21 protein-coding genes are annotated in these 21,804 nt (G+C 70.9%); 9 read left to right on the top strand and 12 right to left on the bottom strand.

All coding sequences use genetic code 11. The annotated features are described in order from the left end of the window. Positions 1–9: 9 nt before the first annotated feature. Both K8U61_RS11675 and K8U61_RS11680 read left to right on the top strand, forming a co-directional pair. On the top strand, positions 10–1,221 hold the full coding sequence (locus K8U61_RS11675; protein WP_224123194.1) for a DUF480 domain-containing protein: 1,212 nt from the start codon (positions 10–12) through the stop codon (positions 1,219–1,221). A 1-nt stretch (position 1,222) separates the two neighbouring features. Next, positions 1,223–1,564, top strand: a complete 342-nt coding sequence (locus K8U61_RS11680) for a glutaredoxin family protein (RefSeq protein ID WP_224123195.1) — start codon at positions 1,223–1,225, stop codon at positions 1,562–1,564. Here the strand turns inward: K8U61_RS11680 and K8U61_RS11685 are convergent. Further along, positions 1,554–3,008 carry a glycoside hydrolase family 5 protein gene (locus tag K8U61_RS11685; RefSeq protein WP_224123196.1) on the bottom strand — a complete coding sequence of 485 codons (1,455 nt, stop codon included), beginning with the start codon at positions 3,006–3,008 and terminating at the stop codon, positions 1,554–1,556. The genes K8U61_RS11680 and K8U61_RS11685 overlap by 11 nt on opposite strands. Before the next feature lie 158 nt (positions 3,009–3,166). Between K8U61_RS11685 and K8U61_RS11690 the strand changes: the two genes are divergently transcribed. The 3 genes from K8U61_RS11690 to K8U61_RS11700 all read left to right on the top strand — a co-directional run bounded on the left by K8U61_RS11690 (position 3,167) and on the right by K8U61_RS11700 (position 6,668). Continuing rightward, positions 3,167–3,841 (top strand): DUF6518 family protein, encoded by a 675-nt coding sequence (locus K8U61_RS11690; RefSeq protein ID WP_224123197.1) that lies wholly within the window; start codon positions 3,167–3,169, stop codon positions 3,839–3,841. A gap of 48 nt (positions 3,842–3,889) precedes the next feature. Further along, positions 3,890–6,190 carry a M14 family zinc carboxypeptidase gene (locus K8U61_RS11695; RefSeq protein WP_224123198.1) on the top strand — a complete coding sequence of 767 codons (2,301 nt, stop codon included), beginning with the start codon at positions 3,890–3,892 and terminating at the stop codon, positions 6,188–6,190. Positions 6,191–6,419: 229 nt separating this feature from the next. Then, positions 6,420–6,668: a hypothetical protein gene (locus K8U61_RS11700; RefSeq protein ID WP_224123199.1), complete on the top strand. Its 249-nt coding sequence runs from the start codon at positions 6,420–6,422 to the stop codon at positions 6,666–6,668. A gap of 97 nt (positions 6,669–6,765) precedes the next feature. Here K8U61_RS11700 and K8U61_RS11705 read toward each other — a convergent pair whose 3' ends face one another. Beyond that, a complete protein-coding gene (locus K8U61_RS11705; RefSeq protein WP_224123200.1) occupies positions 6,766–7,869 on the bottom strand; it encodes a hypothetical protein in 1,104 nt (367 codons plus the stop codon). A gap of 366 nt (positions 7,870–8,235) precedes the next feature. Between K8U61_RS11705 and K8U61_RS11710 the strand changes: the two genes are divergently transcribed. Further along, a complete protein-coding gene (locus K8U61_RS11710) occupies positions 8,236–8,430 on the top strand; it encodes a hypothetical protein (protein ID WP_224123201.1) in 195 nt (64 codons plus the stop codon). Positions 8,431–8,574: 144 nt separating this feature from the next. Here K8U61_RS11710 and chsH3 read toward each other — a convergent pair whose 3' ends face one another. Both chsH3 and kstD read right to left on the bottom strand, forming a co-directional pair. Continuing rightward, positions 8,575–9,423 (bottom strand): enoyl-CoA hydratase ChsH3, encoded by an 849-nt coding sequence (chsH3, locus tag K8U61_RS11715; protein ID WP_224123202.1) that lies wholly within the window; start codon positions 9,421–9,423, stop codon positions 8,575–8,577. A gap of 60 nt (positions 9,424–9,483) precedes the next feature. Continuing rightward, positions 9,484–11,157, bottom strand: coding sequence for a 3-oxosteroid 1-dehydrogenase (gene kstD / locus K8U61_RS11720; protein ID WP_224123203.1), 1,674 nt, complete (start codon positions 11,155–11,157; stop codon positions 9,484–9,486). Positions 11,158–11,191: 34 nt separating this feature from the next. Here kstD and K8U61_RS11725 point away from each other — a divergent pair, with 34 nt between their 5' ends. Genes K8U61_RS11725 through dmpG form a run of 3 tightly spaced genes read left to right on the top strand, consistent with a single transcriptional unit; the run spans position 11,192 to position 14,015 of the window. Further along, positions 11,192–11,998: a 2-keto-4-pentenoate hydratase gene (locus K8U61_RS11725; protein ID WP_224123204.1), complete on the top strand. Its 807-nt coding sequence runs from the start codon at positions 11,192–11,194 to the stop codon at positions 11,996–11,998. 15 nt (positions 11,999–12,013) lie between these two features. Beyond that, entirely contained in the window at positions 12,014–12,922 is a 909-nt protein-coding gene (locus tag K8U61_RS11730) for an acetaldehyde dehydrogenase (acetylating) (protein ID WP_224123205.1), read from the top strand. Position 12,923: 1 nt separating this feature from the next. After that, entirely contained in the window at positions 12,924–14,015 is a 1,092-nt protein-coding gene (gene dmpG / locus K8U61_RS11735) for a 4-hydroxy-2-oxovalerate aldolase (RefSeq protein ID WP_224123206.1), read from the top strand. Here dmpG and gtfA read toward each other — a convergent pair. From gtfA to K8U61_RS11775, 8 genes are all read right to left on the bottom strand, one after another. Further along, positions 13,988–15,478 carry a sucrose phosphorylase gene (gene gtfA, locus K8U61_RS11740; RefSeq protein WP_224123207.1) on the bottom strand — a complete coding sequence of 497 codons (1,491 nt, stop codon included), beginning with the start codon at positions 15,476–15,478 and terminating at the stop codon, positions 13,988–13,990. The genes dmpG and gtfA overlap by 28 nt on opposite strands. A gap of 40 nt (positions 15,479–15,518) precedes the next feature. Then, on the bottom strand, positions 15,519–16,490 hold the full coding sequence (locus K8U61_RS11745) for an acetylxylan esterase (RefSeq protein WP_224123208.1): 972 nt from the start codon (positions 16,488–16,490) through the stop codon (positions 15,519–15,521). Between the two features lie 66 nt (positions 16,491–16,556). Next, a complete protein-coding gene (locus tag K8U61_RS11750) occupies positions 16,557–17,381 on the bottom strand; it encodes a carbohydrate ABC transporter permease (protein ID WP_224123209.1) in 825 nt (274 codons plus the stop codon). Further along, positions 17,378–18,322, bottom strand: a complete 945-nt coding sequence (locus tag K8U61_RS11755) for a carbohydrate ABC transporter permease (RefSeq protein ID WP_224123210.1) — start codon at positions 18,320–18,322, stop codon at positions 17,378–17,380. The genes K8U61_RS11750 and K8U61_RS11755 overlap by 4 nt, the downstream gene beginning before the upstream one ends. Further along, entirely contained in the window at positions 18,319–19,668 is a 1,350-nt protein-coding gene (locus K8U61_RS11760; protein WP_224123211.1) for an ABC transporter substrate-binding protein, read from the bottom strand. The genes K8U61_RS11755 and K8U61_RS11760 overlap by 4 nt, the downstream gene beginning before the upstream one ends. 153 nt (positions 19,669–19,821) lie before the next feature. Then, a complete protein-coding gene (locus K8U61_RS11765) occupies positions 19,822–20,850 on the bottom strand; it encodes a LacI family DNA-binding transcriptional regulator (protein WP_224123212.1) in 1,029 nt (342 codons plus the stop codon). A gap of 55 nt (positions 20,851–20,905) precedes the next feature. After that, positions 20,906–21,325, bottom strand: a complete 420-nt coding sequence (locus tag K8U61_RS11770) for a hypothetical protein (RefSeq protein ID WP_224123213.1) — start codon at positions 21,323–21,325, stop codon at positions 20,906–20,908. Positions 21,326–21,329: 4 nt separating this feature from the next. Next, complete coding sequence (locus K8U61_RS11775; protein ID WP_224123214.1) at positions 21,330–21,794, bottom strand: DUF8821 family protein; 465 nt, start codon at positions 21,792–21,794, stop codon at positions 21,330–21,332. Between the last annotated feature and the right edge of the window lie 10 nt (positions 21,795–21,804).

Below are 21,804 nucleotides of genomic sequence, written 5' to 3' on the forward strand. Positions count from 1 at the left end.
GCTGGGCCTGTGACCGATCTCCCCGTGCGTGACGTGGTGCTGGACGCCGAGGAGCAGCGGGTCCTCGGCAGCCTGCTGGAGAAGCAGGTGACCGTGCCCGCGTCGTACCCGCTGACGCTGAACGCGCTGCGCACCGCCTGCAACCAGTCCAACAGCCGCGAGCCGGTGACCGACTACGACGAGCACACGATCGAGCAGGTCGGCCGGCGGCTCAAGGACCGCGGGCTGCTGCGCATCGTGTGGTCCGACACCGGGCGGCGGACGTTGAAGTACCACCAGGCGCTGGACGAGGTGCTCGGCCTCGCCGAGGACGAGAAGGCGCTCGTGACGGTGCTCCTGCTGCGCGGTCCGCAGGCACCCGGCGAGCTCCGGACCCGCACCGACCGGCTGCACGCCTTCGCCGATCGCTCCGACGTCGAGGAGGTGCTGCGCCGGATGGCCGGACGCGGCCTGGTCCGGGAGCTCCCGCGCCGGGGCGGCGACCGCGACAGCCGCTGGATGCACCTGCTCGGCGACCCGCCCAGCACCACGCCCGCCGACGAGCCGGCGGCCCCGGTCGTCGACGTCCTGGCCGCCGGCGGCGAGGCCCGCGACGAGCGGGTGCGGTCGTCGTACTCCGCGGTCGCGACGGCGTACGCCGACAGCCTGCTGACCGAGCTGGAGGGCCTGCCGTTCGAGACCTGGCTGCTCGACCGCGTCGCCGCGCACGCCGGCGGGGGACCGGTCGTCGAGGTCGGCAGCGGGCCGGGCCACGTGACGGCCCACCTCGCCGAGGCCGGCGCCGACGCGACCGGGATCGACCTGTCGCCGGGAATGGTCGAGGAGGCGCGCCGGCGCTTCCCGGACGGCTCCTACGAGGTCGGCGACCTGCGCCGGCTGATGCGCCCGGCGACCGCGCCGGGCTGGTCGGCGGTGCTCGCGTGGTACTCCCTCATCCACCTCGCCGGCTCCGAGCTCCCGGCCGCGGTCGACGCGCTCGCGCGGCCCCTGGCCTCGGGCGGCCTGCTGGTCCTGGCACTGCACGCCGGCACGCAGGTGCGCCACCACGACGAGTGGTTCGACGTCCCGGTCGACCTCGACTTCGTCTACCACGAGCAGGACGAGGTGGTCGCCCTCGTGCGCGCCGCCGGGCTGACCGAGGTCGAGTGGTACCGACGCGGTCCGGTCGAGTCGCGCGGCGAGACCAGCCAGCGGCTGTACGTCGTGGCGCGGAAGCCGTGAGATGACCACCGAGGTCGTCATCCTCGTGATCGCCGCGCTGGTCGTGGTGGTCACGCTGACGCCCTACCCCTTCCCGAGGTCACCGGGCGACGAGGAGGCCCGCGCCGACGGCCGGCCGATCATCTACTGGCGCACCGGCTGCTCCTACTGCCTCCGCCTGCGCCTCGCCCTCGGCCCACTCGGGCGCCGGGCGGTGTGGGTGAACATCCGCACCGACCCCGACGCCGCCGCGCGGGTGCGCTCGGTCAACGGCGGCGACGAGACCGTCCCGACGGTCTTCGTCGGCGAGGAGCACCGCACCAACCCGCCGCCGTCGTGGGTGCGCGAGATCCTCAACCGCTGATGGTCAGCGTCCAGGTGCCCTGCGGCCGGTGTCGGGGCCGCACCGTGATCGTGCGCGCTCCCGTGGCGGTCGGCGCGGACATCCGGACCCGGGCCGGCGCCGCCCGCGTCCCCGTGGTGACGGCGACGTCGGGTCGGGTGGCGAACCCGCTCGGGACGATGACCGTGGTCGTGCCGGGCCGTGGCCGGTAGCTGAGCCGGAAGCGGTGGGCGCCGGCGGTCTCGCGGACGGTGCGTCCGGCGAGGGCGAGGGCGTAGGGGCGCCACGCGGCGCCTCGGCCCGGGTCGAGGTGGCCGGCGTCGTCGGTGAAGATGCAGTAGCCGCCGCCGGTCGCGGACCGGCAGCCGTACCAGATCGCCCATCCGGAGGCGAAGCGCGGGAAGCTCGCGGCCTGCTGCTCGACGAGCTCGACGTTGCCGGGGAAGTCGGCGTTGGCCGCGATCGGGCCCCACTCGCCGACGATGACGGGGAGGTGGTGCCGGCGCGGGTACTGGGTGATCTGCGCCTCGTACGCCGAGACCCAGATGCTCGTCGCGTCCCAGTCGCCGCCGTCCTCGACCGCGCTCGAGTAGGCGTGCGGCGCGAAGCCGATCCGGTCGGCACCCGCGCGGGGGTCCTCGATCCCGGGCAGGCGGACCGGCAGGCCCTCGCCGACGAGCACGGTCGGTTCGATCCAGAGCCAGGAGCGGGCGTCGACGGACCGGATGCCGGCGATCACCCGGCGGTACATCGCGGGCAGCTCCTGGGTCTCGAACGTGCCCGACGTCCACATCGGCTCGTTGAAGAGGTCGTAGCCTAGCAGTGCCGGTGAGCCGGCGAGCTGGGCGGCCACGTGGGTCCAGGCCGCGACCTGCGCCTCCTGGAGGTCCGCGTCGTTCCAGAGGTGTGAGAAGGCCGCCTGGACCGCCGGGTGGAAGTAGTTGTTGAACCAGTTGCCGTCCACCGGCTCGAACTCGAGGCCGTCGGTCCGGGTGGCCCAGGCGGGTGCGCCGTCGAAGCCGAACGCCGGACCGAACACGTCCTGGTGCCAGTCGACCAGCACGAGGAGGCCGGCCTCGTGCGCCCAGTCGAGCACGTCCTGGACGTGCTGGAGGTACGCCGCGTCGTAGCTGCCCTCGGTGGGCTCGACCAGGCTCCACTGGATCGGGAGTCGGAGCAGGCTGAGCCCGGCCGCGCCGAGATCGGCCACGTCCTGCTCGGTGATGTCGTCGAACTTGCCGAGGTTGGCGCCGCGCAGCTGCAGGATCCGTCCCCGGTCGTCGGCGAGGCGGGTGTTGCCGTCGCGGTCGGCGGCGGTGCGGGTCGGGAACGGCACCGCTGAGCGGGGTGCCGGGCGCTGCCCCTCGGCCGCGGCCGGATCGGCGACCGGGCTGACGGCCGGCAGGCCCAGTCCGACGAGAGCAGCGGTCGTGGCGAGCAGCGCGGAGACGGCGCGACGTGGCATGCGGGCGACGGTAGGGCAGCGCCGCTGCGCCGCGTGGCAGAAGCGCCGAGAAAGTGGCAGTGGAGTGTCAGAACGTCGCATGAGTGCCGGTACTTGACGGTGGGCCGTCGGTACCTGGGGTGGAGGTCCCGCGCGCCGCGCCCGCCGACGCTGGACGCATGACGATCGCGACGACCGCCCCGCCGACTCCCACGCCCACGCAGCAGCGCGCACTCCTGACCCTCCCCATCGCGCTCGTGGTCGCGGTCGGCGCCGGTACGGCGCTCGGCGTGCTCGACCTGGCCTGGAACGCCGAGCGGCCGTCGGTCTGGTCGGCGGCCGCCAACTCCTGCGCGGTGTGGGCGGCCTCGGCGTACGCCGTCGGGGTGCTGCTCGCCGCGCGGTTGCGGATCGGACCGGTCGCCGGCGCGCTCGCGGGCGTGCTGATGCTGGTGGTCGCGGTCGAGGCCTACTACCTGGCCGGGATCCACTGGCTCGGCAACGACCGGTCTGTGTTGACCTCGGCCTCGACCCAGACGTGGCTCCAGCTCTCGGTCCTGGTCGGCTCGGTGCTCGGCGCCGCCGGCGTCTGGGCGGTCCGCGGCTCGTGGTTCGCCGCGTCGCTCGCGACGGCCGCGTGCGCCGCGATGTTCTTCGGCGACGCCCTGCAGGTCTGGGCCTACCGCCCGCCCGGCGCCTGGCCCGGCATCGAGCACGTGCTGGTGATCCTCGGAGCGCTCGTCCTGGTCGCATCGGTACGCCGCCCCGCCGTCGCCGCGACCGCCGCCGTGCTGTTCCTGCCGCTGAGCGTCGTGGTCGCGCTGGCCTTCCTGACCACCGGCATGGCCGCGTAGCTGGACGGATGCATGGCGGCGAGCGGGGGAGCCCCCTACGCTCCGGGCATGCGCCGAACCCTCGCCGCGGCGGTCGCCGCCAGCCTGGTCGCCCTCTGCGTCACCGACGTGGCGGACGCGCTGCCCGCGGGACAGCCGACCAGTGCCCGCGCGGACTGCGACCCGGCGAGCACCGAGCCCGAGCTCGCCGGCGCCGTACCGACCCCGGACGACGTGCTCGGCTTCCCGCTCGGGTCGCGGGAGGCGACCAACCAGGAGATCGGTCGCTACTGGCAGGCCGCCGACGAGGCCAGCGACCGGGTGGTGACGGGGGTCTACGCCCACTCGTGGGAGGGCCGGCCGCTGCGCTACGCGCTCGTCTCGAACGCCAGCACGCTCGACGAGCTGCCGACCATCCGGCAGGACCTCGACCGGCTGCGCGATCCCTCGACGCCGGACGAGGAGGCCGCCGAGATCATCGCCCGCACCCCGACGATCCTCTGGATCGGGGCCAACGTCCACGGCAACGAGCCGTCCGGTGGCGACGCGGTGGTCCGGCTGCTGCACGAGCTGGCCGACCGCACGGACTGCGTGGCGACCTCGATCCTCGACAACGCGATCGTCGGCCTCATCCCGGTGCAGAACCCGGACGGCCGGGCGCACGACCGCCGCTACAACTCCTACGCGTTCGACATGAACCGCGACGGCCTGGTGGGCACGCAGCCCGAGGTCTCCGGCCGGCTGCAGCTGTTGTGGGACAACCCGCCGCAGCTGTTCGTCGACGAGCACGAGAACAGCGGACGCAGCTACTTCTTCCCGCCGGTCGCCGACCCGGTCTACGCCGAGACCCCGGACGGGCTCTACGACGAGGTCCTGGACATGTACGGCCCCGCGAACTCCGCGGCGTTCGACGCCCACGGCTGGCGCTACGAGACGTGGCGGTCGGGCTACGACTTCTTCGCCCAGGTCTACGGCGACACCGTGCCGACCACGCAGCTGGGGGCGGTCGGGATGACCTTCGAGCAGGGCGACGGCTCGCCGTACCCGGCCCGCGTGCGCCACCAGTTCACCTCCGCGCTCACCACGCTCTACACCGGGGCGACCCATCGGGCCGACGTCCTGCAGACCTGGCGCGACACCTTCGTCGAGGCGCAGGCGCAGGGGGAGCGGTGCGAGCTCGAGCCGAACCGGATCTACAACCCCGGCCACGAGCTCGAGCGGACCGTCCCCGACCGGCCGGTGTGCGGCTACTTCCTGCGCGGCGACTCGCGCGACACGAGGCGGGTGGTGAGCCGGCTCCAGGCCGCGCACGTCGAGGTGGACCGGCTGGTCGACTCGACCGTCGTCGACGACTACCGCCCGTACGGCGAGGCGCCGCGCCGTACGACGCTGCCGGCCGGCACCTACTGGGTCAGCCTCGCCCAGCCGCAGAAGCACTGGGTGCAGGCGGTCCTCAACGAGGACACGTACGTGCCCTTCCCCTACTTCTACGACGTGAGCGGCTGGAGCCTGCCGCTGCTCGCCGGCATCGACGGCGGCTCGACGGGCTCGCCCGTGACCGCTCAGGTGACCCCCGTGGAGCCGGAGACCGCACCGGTCACGCCGCAGCCCTCCGGGCGGGTGCCGCGGATCGTGGTGGTCGACCAGTTCAAGAAGACGTTCAACGACTACCAGTACTCCGGGTGGCTCAAGTGGCGCCTGGGTGAGGACTGGAAGCTCCCGTACCGCGTCCTCACGCCGAGCAGGATCACCGCCTCCGCACTGCGCAAGGTCGACGTCCTGGTCGTCGGCAACGTCGACTCCACGCCCGTCTACCGTCGCCTCGGCGAGGACGGTCGCGCCGCCGTGGCGGACTGGGTCGAGCGGGGAGGCCGGTACGTCGGGTGGCAGGAGGGCGCCCTGCTGGCCTCGGCGCTGGGGATCTCCCGCGTCGGCATGGCCACCCCCACGACCACCTCGCCCGGGGCGCTGATGCGGATCCGCACCCCGCACGGACCGACCATGATCGAGTGGGACAGCGACTACAACCTCGTCCTGCACCCCGGGAAGGCCCGGGTCGTCGGCGCCTTCCCGCAGGACATGTTCGTCTCCGGCTTCGCCCAGAAGTCCGGCGCCCTCGCCGGCACCGCGGCCCAGACGGTCGAGCGGCACGGCCGCGGCAGTGTCACCGTCTTCGGCTACGAGCCCAACTTCCGCGCGGTCGCCGACGGCTCGGCGTGGCTGCTCCGCAAGGCGATCCTGGGTACGCCGACCGGCTCGCTCCGGACCTCGTCCACGGTCTCGGCCCGGGTGTCGGCACGCGTCGTGAATCCGGAGGACGTGCTGAGCCTCGGCCGCACGCGGGCCTGGCGCTTGGGCCACGAGCTCTAGGCGGACCTCGCCCGAGACACTCGGGTGCCCGGCGGCCGCCGCACACCGACTGGCATCGCTGGCCGGGCGCCGGTCAGTGAGGCAACGCGTCGCCACCTCGTTCGGTGCGTCGGGGCCGTCGCGCGACCGCGTCGGGACGCCCGGAGCGGCGCCGCGACGTCGGCATACTCGGAGATCGTCGGGAACCTGGACCGCCAGCAGTGCGTGTGATTGGTGAGAGGAGGTCTCGATGGTCGACGACGTCAGCTTCGACGAGTTCTATCTCGCGAGTCGAAGGGACCTGCTGCGTCAGCTCACCGCCATGACGGGCGAACCGGAGATGGCGCAGGAGCCGACCTCGTTCACGGTCGGCCAGGTAAGTGACGACGCCGCTGACAGCATGAACGCTTCGCATGACCGTGGGCCGGAAGACGCATGGCACGACCTCTCACACCTCATCGGCGTTCTCCGCGCCTCGAGTTTGCACGCGTCGTCCTGACGTCGCCCCATCGGCCACCTGTGCGGACGCTCGGGTCGCGGCCTGCCCGGAGCGCCGCAGCGCAAGCTTTCCGCGGGTTGCGGACGGCAACGGTGAATCAGTGGGTTTGTTCGGTCCACGTGTCGTCGTCGCGAATCCACGTTCGCTCGGGTGCGGAAGCCAGCACGACGTCGGTCAGCCAGTACGTCTGGTCGGGGTCCCAGCCGGCAAGGACGGAGGCCGTGTCCTCGGTGACGGCAACGGCTCTACCAGCGGTTGCCAGGTAGCCGGCGACGGTGAGGTGGATGGCGTCGAACTCCTCGGCGGCCTGGGACCAGTCGGGTATGACCCACCTTCCGGCCGCACCGGTGGTGCGGAACCAGTCGTGACGACGGGACGCGGTGACCTCCAGCGGAAAGCGGCCGCATAGCCGCGCCCACGCCTGCGGTCCGTCGACCTCGTACACGTTCAGGGTGTCTGGGACATCGACCGGATGGACGAAGGCACGGTCCCAGCCGTGGGCATCCTCGACCAAGCGCAAGCCGAGCGCGCCTTCTGTGCCACGACTCCGCGTGGTTCGGGTCAGGTGACGCGGCGGTGTCGACCACCACTCACCGCTCCAGTTGGCGTGCGGGTCAGGAGGCCGGTCCCGACGGGCGCGCGTCTCGCTGGTCACTGTCTCCGAGCGCCACCGTTCGAGGTGCTCGGTGGCCGTGCCTGGCAGCGTGGAGGCGGGTGAATCCCCGTCCTGGAACGCCACGCTGTACTGCGCTGTCCGGCTCAGCGGCTCCACCCACCACGCCGCAGCGTCGGATGATGCGATGGACGCCGCGATGCGCGTGAGCGAAGCCTGAACGCTGGGTTCGGCGGCGACTACGTCCTCGCCGTCGGGTTCCTGCCAGTACTGGGCGCTGTCCACGGCGGCGGTCAGCGCGTCCATCAGCAGACAATCGTCGATGTCCGTAAGCGGGAGGACGCCCACCAGCTCCGCCACATCCTCCGGCGTGAAGCTCGGCATTGCGGGGCTGGGTTCCTCACCCGACGCCGAGAGCATCACCCGGGAGACACCACAGCCAGGGTCAAGCTGATGCGCTGCGAAGAACACCGCCCGCAGCAGTTCCTCGGCCAGGGGCGTGGCAGCCTCACGCGCCAACGCCAAGACGAACTCCAAGCACAGGCGTCTCCCGCGGGGCCCGGCCAAGAGGTGGTCAGGATCGAGCATGGCCCAACCGTAGGGGCCTGTGGCTGAGGCGGGCACTCTAAACCTGGAGGGGACTCGGTAGTGCAGCCAACGCGGTCGTTGCCCGGCTGACTCGGCCCAAGCGCTGTGGTCGCGTGGGTCGGCGCTCATGGCCAGAGCGTCGAGCTGCGTTGACCAGATGAGCTTGCATTCGACGTCCTTCGCATGAAGTGGTGGCGTCGCGGTTCGTCGGCTGACACTGGACGCACCGGTAGAGGCGGGCCAGCGGTGCTTGGTGTGTCAACGGACGACGCGCTCATCGGCATGTGCGGCGCTCGGGTCGCGGGCTTGCGAGCGTGTCGCGTTGGTCGCGCCGGGACTGAGCACTGTCGAGTACCGTCCCCGCCCATGAGCACACCCCCGTTGCGGCAAGGTGCCGCCCGGATGCGGGGAATCTACGGCGAGAACTGGCGTTGCCGTCTGGTGGTCATCTGCGTTGTCGGTGTGCTGGTCGCGGGCATCTTCCTTGATCTCCTGCCCCTTGTCCTGATCGGCACGGTCCTCCTTGTGCCGATCGTTGTCGTGGCATTCCGCAACCGGTAGAGCACAAGCTCATCGGCAGATGCGGGCACTCAGCTACGCCGGCGGGCGGCGGATGCCCTAGGCGCATTGCGAGTGCGGCCAGGCAGATACGGCAAGCGAACTCTGGTCGAGATCGCATCCGTCAGCAAGCGAACCCGCCCGTCCCTAAGCGAGCGTCAACACCACGTCGCCGAGGACGGGGGCGCCGTCGCGGTCGCCGCCGGCGACGGTGGCGGAGGCGACGATGCGGTAGTCCTCGCGCCAGCCCTGCACGCGGATGGTCTCGCCGGGGAAGACGACGCCGGCGAACTTCACGCCGAAGCCGGCGACCTGGGAGGCGTCGGCGTCGAGGAGCTGCTCGGTGAGGGTGCGCAGGACGATGCCGTAGGAGCAGAGGCCGTGCAGGATCGGGGCGGGGAAGCCGGCGGCCTTGGCGAAGTCCGGGTCGGCGTGCAGGGGGTTGCGGTCACCGCAGAGGCGGTAGAGCAGGGCCTGCTGCGGCCAGACGTCGTACGTCGTGTCGGTGTCGGGTGCACGCTCGGGGAGCTCGACGGGGGAGGAGGTGCCGCGGTCGCCGCCCCAGCCGCCCTCGCCCTTGACGAAGATCGACGAGCGGGTGGTCCACAGCTCCTCGCCGGAGGCGGAGCGGGCGACGCCCTCCTGCCAGATCACGGCGGCCTTGCCCTTGTCCCAGATCTCGCTGATCCGGGTGGTGACCGTGGCCGAGCCGCACGGGGGTACGGGCCCGGCCACGGAGATCGACTGCGACCCGTGCACGACCTGGGCTAGGTTGATGTCGCACCCCGGCAGGTCGAGCGGCGGCGGGTCGCTCGCGTGGAACGTCGGCGCGACGACGCCGAACGACGGGAGCACCTGGAGGCCGGCCGTCTCCAGCGTGTAGGAGAGGTCGGTCGCGCCGAGCGCCAGGTGGTAGAGCAGGACGTCGCTCTCGGTCCACGAGAAGTCGACCGAGCCGAGCTCGGCGCCGATCGCGACGTCGGGATCGATGGGCATTCAGGTGGCTCCTTGGCTTTCAGGGGTTTCGAGGCTCAGGCGCTAGCGCGCCTTCGCACCTCAACCAGCGGTGGGCTCGGCGGCGATGGTCTCGGCGGCGAGGTAGCCGAAGGTCATGGCGGGGCCGATGGTGGCGCCGGGGCCGGCGTACGTGTGGCCCATGACGGCGGACGACGCGTTGCCGGCGGCGTACAGGCCGGGGATGACGGAGCCGTCGGGGCGGACCACGCGGGCCTTCTCGTCGGTGACCAGGCCACCCTTGGTGCCGAGGTCGCCGGGCACGATCTTGACGGCGTAGAACGGGCCGTCGTCGATGGTGTGCAGGGACGGGTTCGGCTTCACGGTCGGGTCGGAGTAGTACTTGTCGTACGCCGACTCGCCGCGGTGGAAGTCCTCGTCGACGCCGGTCCTCGCGAAGCCGTTGAAGCGGTCGACGGTCGCGCGCAGGGCGTCGGCCGGCACCTCGATCTCGGCGGCCAGCGCCTCGATCGAGTCGGCCTTCTTGATGGTGCCGTGCTTGTACCAACGGCCCGGGAAGGGCTGACGCGGGAAGAGCCCGGCGAAGATGTAGCGGTTGCGGTAGCGCTGGTCGATGATCATCCAGCTCGGCACGTGGCCGACGCCGGTCGCCTCGCCGTCGTACATCGCATGCACGGCCTCGACGTAGGGGAGCGCCTCGTTCATGTAGCGCTGCCCGGCCTGGTTGACGATCATCGAGCCCGGCAGGTTGCGCTCGGCCAGGCAGAACCACGGGCCGGACGGGAGCGGGATGGTCGGGCCCCACCAGGAGTCGTCCATCAGGTCGGTCTGGGCGCCCGCGGCGATGCCCGCGAGGATGCCACCGCCGGTGTTGAACTGCGAGCCGGTCGTCCAGTCGACCGAGGTCGGCTGCGGCTGGTACTTCTCGCGCATCTCGAGGTTGCGCTCGAAGCCGCCGCTGCCGAGGATCACGCCGCGGCGCGCGCGGATGACGTGCTCGGCGCCGTCGTGCTGGACGCGGACCCCGACGACGCGACCGTCCTCGAGCACGAGGTCGTGGAGCTCGGTGTCGTAGTGGACGGGTACGCCGGCGTCGATGAGCCCCTTGCGCAGGCCGATGACGATCGCGTTGCCCATCGCGAAGAGCTTCTGGCCGCGGACCAGCGAGACCATCCGGCGCAGGAAGACCTTCATCATCGTGATCGGGCCGCGGATGGTGCGCAGCCCGAGGCTGATCTTCCGGAAGTCGGCCTGGGTGACGATCATGTTGGCTGGCGCCTTGGTGTACTGCGGGTGCAGCCGGTCGAGCTCGTCGCCGAGGAAGCGGGCGTCCATCGGGATCGGCTCGCAGGAGCGGCCCGCGGGTCGGCCGCCCGGTGCCTCGGGGTGGTAGTCGGCGTACTGCGGCACCCACGTGAAGCGCAGCGGGGTCTTCTCCCGGACGAAGTCGAGCACCTCGGCGCCGCGCTCGAGGTAGGTGTCGCGGCGGATCTTCGGCACCACGTCGCCGACGATCGAGTCGAGGTAGAGCTTGGAGTTCTCCAGCGGGTCGTCCTGGCCGGCCTTCTTGAGCGCGTAGTTGCCGGGGATCCAGACCCCGCCGCCGCTGCGCGCGGTCGACCCGCCGAAGTAGGAGCTCTTCTCGATGAGCACCGTGTCGAGGCCGCGGGACCTCGCCGCGAGCGCGGCCGTCATGCCGGCTCCGCCGGCTCCGACCACGACGACGTCGACGGTCTCCGGAAGGGGGGTCGTCATGGCGAGAAACTGTAACAGGTTCTACTATCGTCTCGTGACGTCTCAGGAGTCGATCTCTGCCGCTGTGACGCGTCTCTCCGAGGCGCAGGCGACCCGGGTCCCGTGTGCTCCGGTCCGCGACCTGATCGGCACCGACGACCTCGACGCGGCGTACGCCGTGCAGCAGGGTCTCGTGAAGGCGCGGCTCGCCGGGGGAGCGACCGTGGTCGGCCGCAAGATCGGCGCGACCTCGGAGGCGGTGCAGAACCAGCTCGGCGTCGACCGGCCCGACTTCGGCTACCTGCTCGACGACATGGACGTCAGCAGCGGCGTCGACGGCGACCCGATCTCGATGCGCACGCTGCTGCAGCCGCGGGTCGAGGGCGAGGTCGCCTTCGTCCTCGCGAAGGACATCGACCCCGCGACCGAGGACGAGATCACCCTCGAGCTGGTCCGCGACGCGGTCGAGGTCGCGCTGCCGGCGCTGGAGATCGTCGACTCCCGGATCGCCGACTGGGCGATCACGTTCACCGACACCGTCGCGGACAACGCCTCCAGCGGCCTCTTCGTGGTCGGCCGCGAGGGCCGCTCGCTCGACGACCTCGAGCCCCGCGACGTGACGATGTCGCTGACCATCAACGGCGAGGAGCGCTCCTCCGGCAACGGCGCCGCCTGCCTGGGCGACCCGCTCGAGGCGCTGCGCTGGCTCGCCGTCCAGGCCCACCGGTACGGCGACCCGCTGCGCGCCGGCCACCTGATCCTGTCCGGGGCCCTGGGCCCGTTCGTGCCGTTCGTCCCGGGGGACCGGGTCGTCGCGACCATCAGCGGGTTCGAGCCGCTGAGCGTCACCTTCACCGAATGACCTGCGAGGAGTGAGATGGCCAAGCTGACTGCCGCGATCGTCGGGCCCGGCAACATCGGGACCGACCTCATGTACAAGCTGCTGCGCTCGGAGGTGATCGAGCCACGCTGGATGATCGGCGTCGACCCCTCCTCCGAGGGCCTCAAGCTCGCGGCCGCGAAGGGGCTCGAGTCGACCCACGAGGGCGTCGACTGGCTGCTCAAGCAGGACGAGCTGCCGGACCTGATCTTCGAGGCGACCTCGGCGTACGTGCACCGCGAGTACGCCCCGCGATACGAGGAGGCCGGCATCCGGGCGATCGACCTCACGCCCGCCGCGGTCGGCCCGGCCGTGATCCCGCCGGTCAACGGCCAGGAGCACGTGGCCAAGATGAACGTCAACATGATCACCTGCGGCGGCCAGGCCACGATCCCGATGGTCGCGGCGGTCTCGCGGGCCGCGACGGTGTCGTACGCCGAGATCGTCGCCTCGGTCTCGTCGGTCTCCGCCGGCCCGGGCACCCGCGCGAACATCGACGAGTTCACGCGGACGACGTCCAACGGCGTGACCGAGATCGGCGGCGCCGCCGAGGGCAAGGCGATCATCATCCTCAACCCGGCCGAGCCGCCGATGATCATGCGCGACACGATCTTCTGCGCCGTGCCGCCGGACGCCGACCGTGACGCGATCGTCCAGTCGATCGTGGCGATGGAGAAGGCCGTGCAGGAGTACGTCCCCGGCTACCGGCTGCTCCAGGAGCCGCAGATCGACGACCCGTCGCCCGCCACCCGCTGGCAGACGAAGGTGTCGATCTTCGTCGAGGTGGAGGGCGCGGGCGACTACCTGCCGCCGTACTCCGGCAACCTCGACATCATGACCGCCGCCGCCACCCAGGTGGGGGAGAACATCGCCCGCTCGATCCTCTCTGAGAGCTCGGAGGCCTGAGATGACCGACATCAACGCACTCGACCGCACCTGGTCCGGCACCCATGGCGACGACCCGTGGGGCACGCTGGACCTGCGCCTCACCGACACCTGCCTGCGCGACGGCTCGCACCACAAGCGGCACCAGTTCACCGCGCAGGAGTGCCACGACATCGTCGAGGCGCTGGACGGCTCCGGCGTACCGGTCATCGAGGTGACGCACGGCGACGGCCTCGGCGGCTCGTCCTTCAACTACGGCTTCTCCAAGACGTGGGAGCAGGAGCTGATCCGGATCGCGGCCGAGACCGCGAAGCGCGCCAAGATCGCCTTCCTCATGCTCCCGGGCGTCGGCACCAAAGACGACATCCGCGCGGCGCAGGACAACGGCGGCCAGATCTGCCGGATCGCCACCCACTGCACCGAGGCCGACGTCTCGATCCAGCACTTCGGCCTCGCCCGCGAGCTCGGCCTGGAGACCGTCGGCTTCCTGATGATGAGCCACACCCAGCCGCCCGAGGTGCTCGCCAAGCAGGCCCGGATCATGGTCGATGCCGGCTGCCAGTGCGTGTACGTCGTCGACTCGGCTGGCGCACTGATCATGGAGCAGACCGCCGACCGCGTCTCCGCGGTGGTCGCCGAGATCGGCGACGTCGCCGACGTGGGCTTCCACGGCCACGAGAACCTCGGCCTCGGCGTCGCCAACACCGTCATCGCGGCCCGCGCGGGCGCGACCCAGATCGACGGCTCGGTCCGCCGCTTCGGCGCCGGTGCCGGCAACACGCCGCTCGAGGCGTTCGTCGGCGTCTGCGACAAGCTCGGCTGGGTGACCGGCATCGACTTCCTGCAGATCGTCGACGCCTCCGAGGACGTCATCAAGCCGGCCATGCCCGAGGAGTGCCAGCTCGACCGGATGACCCTGATGATGGGGTACGCCGGGGTCTACTCGTCCTTCCTCAAGCACGCCGGCAACGCCGCCGACCGCTACGGCGTCTCCGGCGCGAAGATCCTGCTCGAGGCCGGTCGCCGCAAGCTGATCGGCGGCCAGGAGGACCAGCTCATCGACATCGCGCTGATGCTCAAGGCGGATCAGGAGAAGGAAGCCGCCAACTCCTGAGCGACCCCACCACTCGTGAGGGTGTAGCTGACCTCCGCGAAGTCGACCCGAAGGGTGAGATCGTCCTCGGTGGTGCGCCACCGCAGCGTGAGCACCGGACCGTCGAGCTCGGCGTCGAAGTCGCCGGCGAAGGCAGGATGCCGGGAGCGGAGCCGGATCGCGGCGAGCTGCTCCCGGACCACGTCCTGGCGCACCGCCTCCGCGATGTCGGCGCGGGTCAGCCGCGCCCGGTTGACGTCCCGACCGACGCCGGTGGCGGCGAGGAGCTCCATGTCGTTGTGGCCGGCGAGGAGCCCGACGTAGTAGACCTGCGGGATGCCGGGCAGGAAGAGCTGGACGAGGCGAGCGATCAGCAGGGCACGGTCGTCACCGGCCAGCGCGTCGTAGTAGGTGCAGTTGACCTGGTAGAGGTCGAGGTTCGACGCGGCGGCTCCGGTGGCCGACAGGCTGGTCCCGGCGCTGTTGGTGTGGATCGCGGCGACGAGCGTGTCGATCTGGGTGGCGTCGAGCAGCCCCGGGCGGCCCGGATCGGTCGCGGTCGGCTGCGACGGGCCGACGTCGATGATGCCGATGCCGTCGTGGGTGTCGAGCACGTTGATGGAGTTCGCCGGGCGCACCTCGAGCCAGCGCGCGAGCGGCGCCGGATCGCCCTGGATCAGCGCGTGCAGCAGGAGCGGCGGGAGCGCGAAGTCGTAGACGTAGTCGACCGACCGGGCGATCTCGACCTGGAGCTCGTGGTGCCCGTGGACCTCGAGCAGGACGTCGGCACCGCGCGCGTGCGCGTAGTCGCTGATGCGCTGCACCAGGGCGGACGACTCGGGCGTCATGAAGCAGTCCGTACCGGGCTGCTTGCCGGTGTAGCCCACCGCGTCGAGCCGCAGCAGGGAGACCCCGTTGCCGGTGAGCGCGTCGATGATCGACGTCAGGTAGCTCCAGAACTCCGGTGTCCGGATGTCCAGGTCGACCTGCTCCGAGGTGAAGGTCGTCCACACCAGCCGGCGTCGGCCGCCGAGGGTCATCGTCGTGAACGGCAGGCCGGGTCGGGGCCGGTAGATCCGCGCCAGGTCGTCCTCCGAGACTCCGTCGGGGAAGATCGACGAGAGCGTCAGGAAGAGCGGAGCGTGGCGCGACGCGTCGCCGTGCAGCTCGACGTCGCGGAACTGCGGCGATCTGGTCGACATGTGGTTGACGATCAGGTCGGCCATCACCCGGTGGTCGGCCGCCAGGGTCCGCAGGTCGTCCCAGGACCCCAGACGCGGATCGATCTCGGTGTGGTCCTCGGGGTCGAAGCCGGCATCCGCCCCGTCGAAGGGCCGGTAGAACGGCAGCACGTGGACGCCGTCGAAGACGCCGTCGAAGAGGTCCGTCATCACCTCGCGCAGCCCGGCGAGGTCTCCTCCCAGGCGGTCGGCGTAGGCGATGAGCTGTGGTCCACGCGACGGGATGCGGCTGCGGATGATCATGGTGCTCCTGGGGACGGCGTGGGCTGGCGAGGGAGGGAACTCAGCGCAGGCGCTCCGCGAGCCACCGGAGCTGGATCGCCTCCTGGTGGAACTGTCCACCCTCGTGGTCGTTGAACGGGTAGCTGTGGATCTCGGTCGGGCCGGCGTACGCGTTGTGGGCGGCGTAGACGGACGACGGCGGGCACACGGTGTCCATGAGCGCCACGGAGAAGAGGGCGGGGGCCGTCGCGCGCGGCGTCAGGAGGGCGCAGTCGAAGTACGCGAGGGTGCGCAGGACCTGGTCGACCTCGTCGCGGTGGCTGGCCAGGTAGCCGGCCAACTCCAGGTAGGGGCCTTCCGTGGCCAGCGTGATCGCGCGGGGGAAGTCGCAGAGGAAGGGGACGTCGGCCATGACGGCACTCGGCCGGTCGTGCAGCGATGCGACCGCGAGTGCGAGCCCACCTCCCTGGCTGACGCCGTGGACCGCGATCCGGTCGTCCGCCACGCCGGGGAGCGACGCCGCGGCGTCCACGGCGAGCACGGCGTCGGTGTAGAGGCGGCGGAAGTAGTAGTCGGCCGGGTCGAGCACGCCGCGGGTCATGAAGCCGCCGAGGAAGGACGGACCATGTCCGTGGGGGTCGGCGGTGTGGCCGACGTACCCGCCACCGGACCCCTGGCCCCGACTGTCGATCTCGAGGGTCGCGTAGCCCGCCAGCGGCAGGAAGCCGACCTGGTGGGGGAGACCGCGGCCGCCGGTGTAGCCCTGGTAGCGCACCACGACCGGGAGGTCCTCCGTGACGCCGGCGGGTCGCCGGTACCACCCCTTGATCGGCTCGCCCTGGAAGCCCGCGAAGGTGACGTCGTAGATGTCGACCAGGGTGACGTCGCTCTCGACCGGCTCGACCTTCGGCGACCACCATCCGGCGCGCGAGGAGGCCAGCGTGTCGTCCCAGAACGACGCCAGGTCCTCTGGTTCGGTCGCGCGCGTGCGATAGGTGAGCAGCTGGTCGTGGGGGAGGTCGTACTGCGGCATCGGGGTCCTGTCGACGAGGGTGGATCGCGCTCCGGAGGCGGAGCCGGGAGGAGGACGAGGCGGGCCTCAGCCCTTGACGGCGCCCTGGAGGAGCGCGCGGGAGAACTGGCGCTGGAAGATCACGAACACCACGATCGTGGGGGCCATGATCAGCAGCGCACCGGCCGAGAGCAGCACGATGTCGGTGCCGTACTGGCCCTGGAAGGCGCCGAGGGCGCCGGCCATCGTGCGCTTGAGCGGGTCGTCCACCATCACGATCGCGAGGACGAACTGGTTCCACGTCCAGAGGAAGAGCAGGATCGCGAGCGAGGAGAGCGCGGGCAGCGCCAGTGGGAGGTGGATGTGCCGGAAGGTGCGCCACGTCCCGGCCCCGTCGATGAAGGCGGCCTCGGAGAGCTCGGCCGGCACCGTGAGGAAGTGCGCCCTCATCCAGAAGACCCCGAAGGGCATGTAGAGCGCGATGAGCGGCAGCACCAGCGCCCAGCGGGTGTTGAGCAGCCCGAGGCTGTCCATCTGGTAGTAGAGCGGCGTGATGAGCGACTCGAACGGGATCGTGAGGCCTAGCAGGAACACCACGAAGATCAGGTTCGAGAACGGGATCTTGAGCGTGGCGAGGCCGTAGCCCGCGAGCGTCGCGAGCACCAGCGATGCCGGGACGACGCCGACCGCGATCAGCAGGCTGCTCTTGATCAGGGGCGCGAGGTGGGCGATCCGCCACGCCTCGGCGAAGTTGCCCCACTGGGGATCGGAGGGCCAGCTGAAACCGGTCGGGATCGACCCCGCCGGTTGCAGCGCCGTCGAGAGCAGCGTGGCGAACGGGATGAGCGTCAGCACCATGAAGAGGACGAGCAGCGCCTTGCCGGCCAGCTGGTCACGCCGGGGGGCCGTCATGCGTCGCTCCTCTGGGTGAGTCGTTGGATCGGGACGATGGTCACCAGCACGAGCACCATCAGGATCACCGCCATGGCCGAGGCCTGACCGATCTCGCGCTGGGTGAAGGCGAGCCGGTAGATCTCGACGCCGGGAACCATCGTCGAACGGCCCGGCCCGCCCTGCGTCGAGATGTAGATGATGTCGAAGCTGGCGAGCGCCGCGATCATCGTGACCGTGACGCACACGCCGATCTCGCGGCGCAGGCCGGGCAGGGTGATGTGCACGAACTCCCGGAACCGATTGGCACCGTCGATGCGCGCCGCCTCGTACAGCGAGGGGTCGATCTTGTTGATGCCCGTGAGGAGCAGGAGGGTGCAGAGTCCGAGCATCACCCACGAGCCGATCAGGCCAACGGCCGGCAGTGCGGCCGAGAAGTCGGCGAGCCAGGGGCGGGTCACGCCGCCGAGTCCGACGGCGGACAGCAGCTGGTTGGCGATGCCGTCGCTGGAGTAGACCCAATCCCAGACGATGCCGGCCGCGACCAGTGGGATCACCTGGGGGATGAAGAGCACGGTGCGGGCGACGGTCGAGAAGGAGCCCTGCGGCAGACCGTGCATCAGCGCTGCGGCGACGAGGCCGAGGAAGACCGGCACGGCGGTGAAGAAGATGATCAGCTCGAACGCATGGCCGACGATGGAGAGCTGGTCGGGGTCGGTCAGCACCCGGCGGTAGTTGTCGAGGCCCACCCAGGTGGCGGGGCCGATGCCGTTCCAGTCGTACAGCGAGTACTGCACCGACGTCACGAGCGGCTTGAGGACGAAGAAGCCGTACATGAGGAGCGCGGGCGCGACGTAGACGAGATGAGCCCAGCGACGGCGCGAGCGACGCCCTCGGCGGGCCCGGGGGGCGGAGGCGGGCCGCTCGGGGGTGCGGCCCGCCTCCTGGTGGGTGAGGGTCACGAGCCGAGTTCGGATTCGTACTCGTCCTGGATGCCCTTGACCGCGTCCTCCGGGCTGATCCGGCCGTCGAGCAGCGACTGCAGCTCGGGCCGGATGCCGTCGGCGTAGATGCCGGAGGTGGCGTTGGCGACGAAGTCGGTCAGGACGCCGGACTCGCCGATGGTGGCCGCGGCGGCGAGCGTCTGGTGGGTCAGCGAGGTCTCGGGGACCTCGGGCACCGGCAGCGAGGCAGGGCCGCCGGGTGCGGCTCCGCTGTCGTCGACGATGATCTGTCGCGCCTTCTCATCGGTGTGGAGCCAGTTGAGGAAGTACGCGATCTCGTCGGGATGGGCCGCCTTCGCGGGCACGACGTAGGTGTTCGGTGCGCCCATCGCCACGGGCTCTCCCCCCTCCTCCTCGGTGGGCATCAGGAAGAAGCCGACCTTGTCGCCCATCGACTTGTCCAGGTTGGCGGACTCCCAGTCGCCGTCGAACATGAACAGCCCTTCGCCCTTGGCGAAGCGACCCACCATGTTCGTGTAGTCGAGGCTGTTCACGTCGTCGGTGAAGTAGCCCTTGTCGGCCCAGTCGGCGAGGTGCGTGGCCGCCTCGACCGCAGCGTCGGTGTCGATGGTGGCGCCCGGCTTCTGGAAGATCCAGTCGGACACGTCCGCCGGGTCGGAGTACTGGTTGAGCAGGGCCTGGAAGGGGAACGCGGCGCCACCGATGTCGTTGAACTGCATGATCGGCTGCTCGCCGGCGGCCTTGGCCGCGGCCATGTCGTCCTCGAGCTCGTCGATGGTCGTCGGCGGCTCGTCCATGCCGATCTCGGCGGCGATCTCCTTGTTGTAGTAGACGCCGGTCACCGAGTAGCCCACGCCCAGGGCGTAGAGCGAGCCAGAGCCGCGGCTGCCCTCGTCGTCGACCCGCATCTGCTCGAGCTGGGAGGCGGGGAACTGGTCCCAGCCGTACGCCTCGTAGTAGGGGTCCAGGTTCAGCAGCAGGCCGTCGCTGGCGGAGTCGGCGATCGTCGGCAGGCGGATCAGGTCCGGCGCGTCGTCGCTGGCCATGACGCGGGGCGCGTTCTCGGTCAGGGCCGCGAACTGATCGCTGCGGATCTTGAACGTGATGTTCGGGTTCTGCCGGGTGAACTCCTTCGAGAGCTCCTCGACGATCGGGAAGCCGGTCTCGAGGTAGAGGTTGAGAGTCACGTCCTTGTCGGTCAGCTCGGTGCTGACGTCTCCGGCGGCCTGGTCCGAGGTCGTCGACTCATCGGCGCCCGGCGCGCTGCAGGCGGTCAGCGCCACGGTGGCCGTGACGGCGAGCGCAGCGAGGAACCTCCGGCTCGGGCGGGATGTCGTGATCACACAGATCTCCTTTGTCGAGGCGTACACGCCTGCGAGGTGGGTGGTGGGGACCCGAGAGGGCGCGTCAACGCGGAGCTCTGAGGTTAGTAACGGCCGTCACATCTCGTCAAGTACTTTGTGTAAAGCACTTTACAAACCGCGAAGGGCGGCCCGTCACGGGGTCCGCTCAGCCGGCGCAGCTGTCGTGGAGCGCGGGACCAGGGTGCAGTCGAGGACGGTCAGGTGACGCTCGGTCGGCCGCTCGAGGGCGTCGAGGAGCAGCCGGGCGGCGAGGGCCCCGGACTCCTCGAACGGCTGGCGGACGGTGGACAGGTCGGCCGACTCGGCCACCGGTCCGTCATCGAAGCCCAGCACCGAGAGCGACTCCGGGACCGAGATCCCCAGGTCCTTCGCCGCGTGCATGACGCCGACCGCGAGGTCGTCGAAGTGCGCCATCACGGCGGTCGGGCGGTGGTCGACGTCCAGCAGGCGCCGCCCGGCCTCCCGCGCGGCGGCGAGCGTGCCGACGGACTGGCTGACGGTGAGCTCGATCCCCGGGTGGAGCGCCAGCTCGGCCTGGAAGCCGCCCAGTCGACGCAGGGCCTGCGACTCGTAGTCGGCGACCTGTCCCTCGAGGAGGTAGCCGATGTGGCGGTGTCCGAGGTCGACGAGGTGCCGGGCCGCCAGTCGGCCGGCCCGGTAGTCGTCGATCTTGACGACGTGGAAGCTGTCGCTGTCGGCGTCGATGACCACGACCGGCATGTTGCGCGAGGCGAGGCGCTGCTCGACGGCCGTCTCGAGCGGCTCGCCCATCACGATGAGGCCGTCCACCGACCCACGGATCGGGATCGACTCGAGCACGGGCGACGCCGCCGTGGCGGCCGACTCCATGTCGAAGACCGAGATGTCGACGCCGCGACCCGCGGCCTCCGACAGCACGCCGCTGAGGCGCCGCATGAAGCTCGCGTAGGTGGTGAAGGGAGCGATGACCCCGATCCGACCGACGTGCTTGCGGGCCAGGCTCGCCGCCTTCGCCTTGGGCACGTAGCCGAAGCGGTCGGCCACCTCGAGCACGCGCTGCCGGGTCTGCTCGCCGACGCGATCGGGCTTGTTCATCACGTTGGAGACGGTGGCGATGCTCACGCCGGCCTCGCGCGCGACGTCGTAGATGGTCGCGTCCCCCGGTGCTCCCTCGTCCTTCACCTTAAGCACTTTAGTGGCCCGTGACCGCTGGTTGCGCGACCAGCGCGCCCACGGGTCAGTCCACGATCGCGCCGTCGGCGTCGAGGGTGCAGGCGACCACGCCGTCCTCGTCGACGTGCGGCGGGCGACGGACCCGCATGGTCAGGTCGACCTCGGTGTCGACGCGACCGTCGACGCCGACCTCGCGGGTCTCGGACCCGACCTGGTGCCGGGTGTTCTCGTCGGCGTACGACGCCACGGTGATCGTCACGGAGTCCTGGCCGGCGGCGTCGCCGGTGACGGACACGGTGGCGGTGACGGTCTTGCGCTTGCGCTGGTAGACGCAGGCCGGGTGGCCGTCGTCGCCGCCCCAGCTGACCGTGAGCGGGTCGCGGGTGTCGACGTCGGCCCGGTAGAGCACCACGCCCGCGATCACGCCGGCCACGAGGAGCAGGATGCCCAGGCCGATCGCGATGGCGGTGCGTGAGGGGTTCACGCGGTCAGTACTCGCCCTTGATCACGAAGAACGAGCCCCGGATCGTGCCCGCGAGCTTGGACTTCTGGCGCGCGAACTTGAAGCGGTCCGCCAGCTCCTCCGGCACCTCCATGCCGTCGGAGAGCTTGAAGCCCACCGCTCGCTTGCCGCCGTCCTCGAGCGTGTAGAGGACGTTGATCGAGAGGCCGGACTCGTAGAACACGTAGGACCAGCGGACCCCGTCGACCACGAAGTCCGTGGCCTCGAGCGGCGTCGAGGCGATGTGCAGGTCGCGCTCCTCGGCGAGGATCCGGTGCACGTGGTCGACGGTGTCGCTCGCCTCGGCGGCGGGCTCGACGGTGAAGGTGTGGTCGAACTTGTTCTTGAAGTAGCGGGCCTCGTTGGCGCGCAGGCCGGCGAGCGCCTCGGCCACCGGCGAGGACTCCAGCCCGGTCGTGGAGACGTCCACGAAGTCGACGACGTAGGACATGTCGTCACCG

Origin of the sequence: Nocardioides mangrovi, assembly GCF_020073815.1 — a bacterium.
Taxonomy (GTDB): Bacteria; Actinomycetota; Actinomycetes; order Propionibacteriales; family Nocardioidaceae; genus Nocardioides; species Nocardioides mangrovi.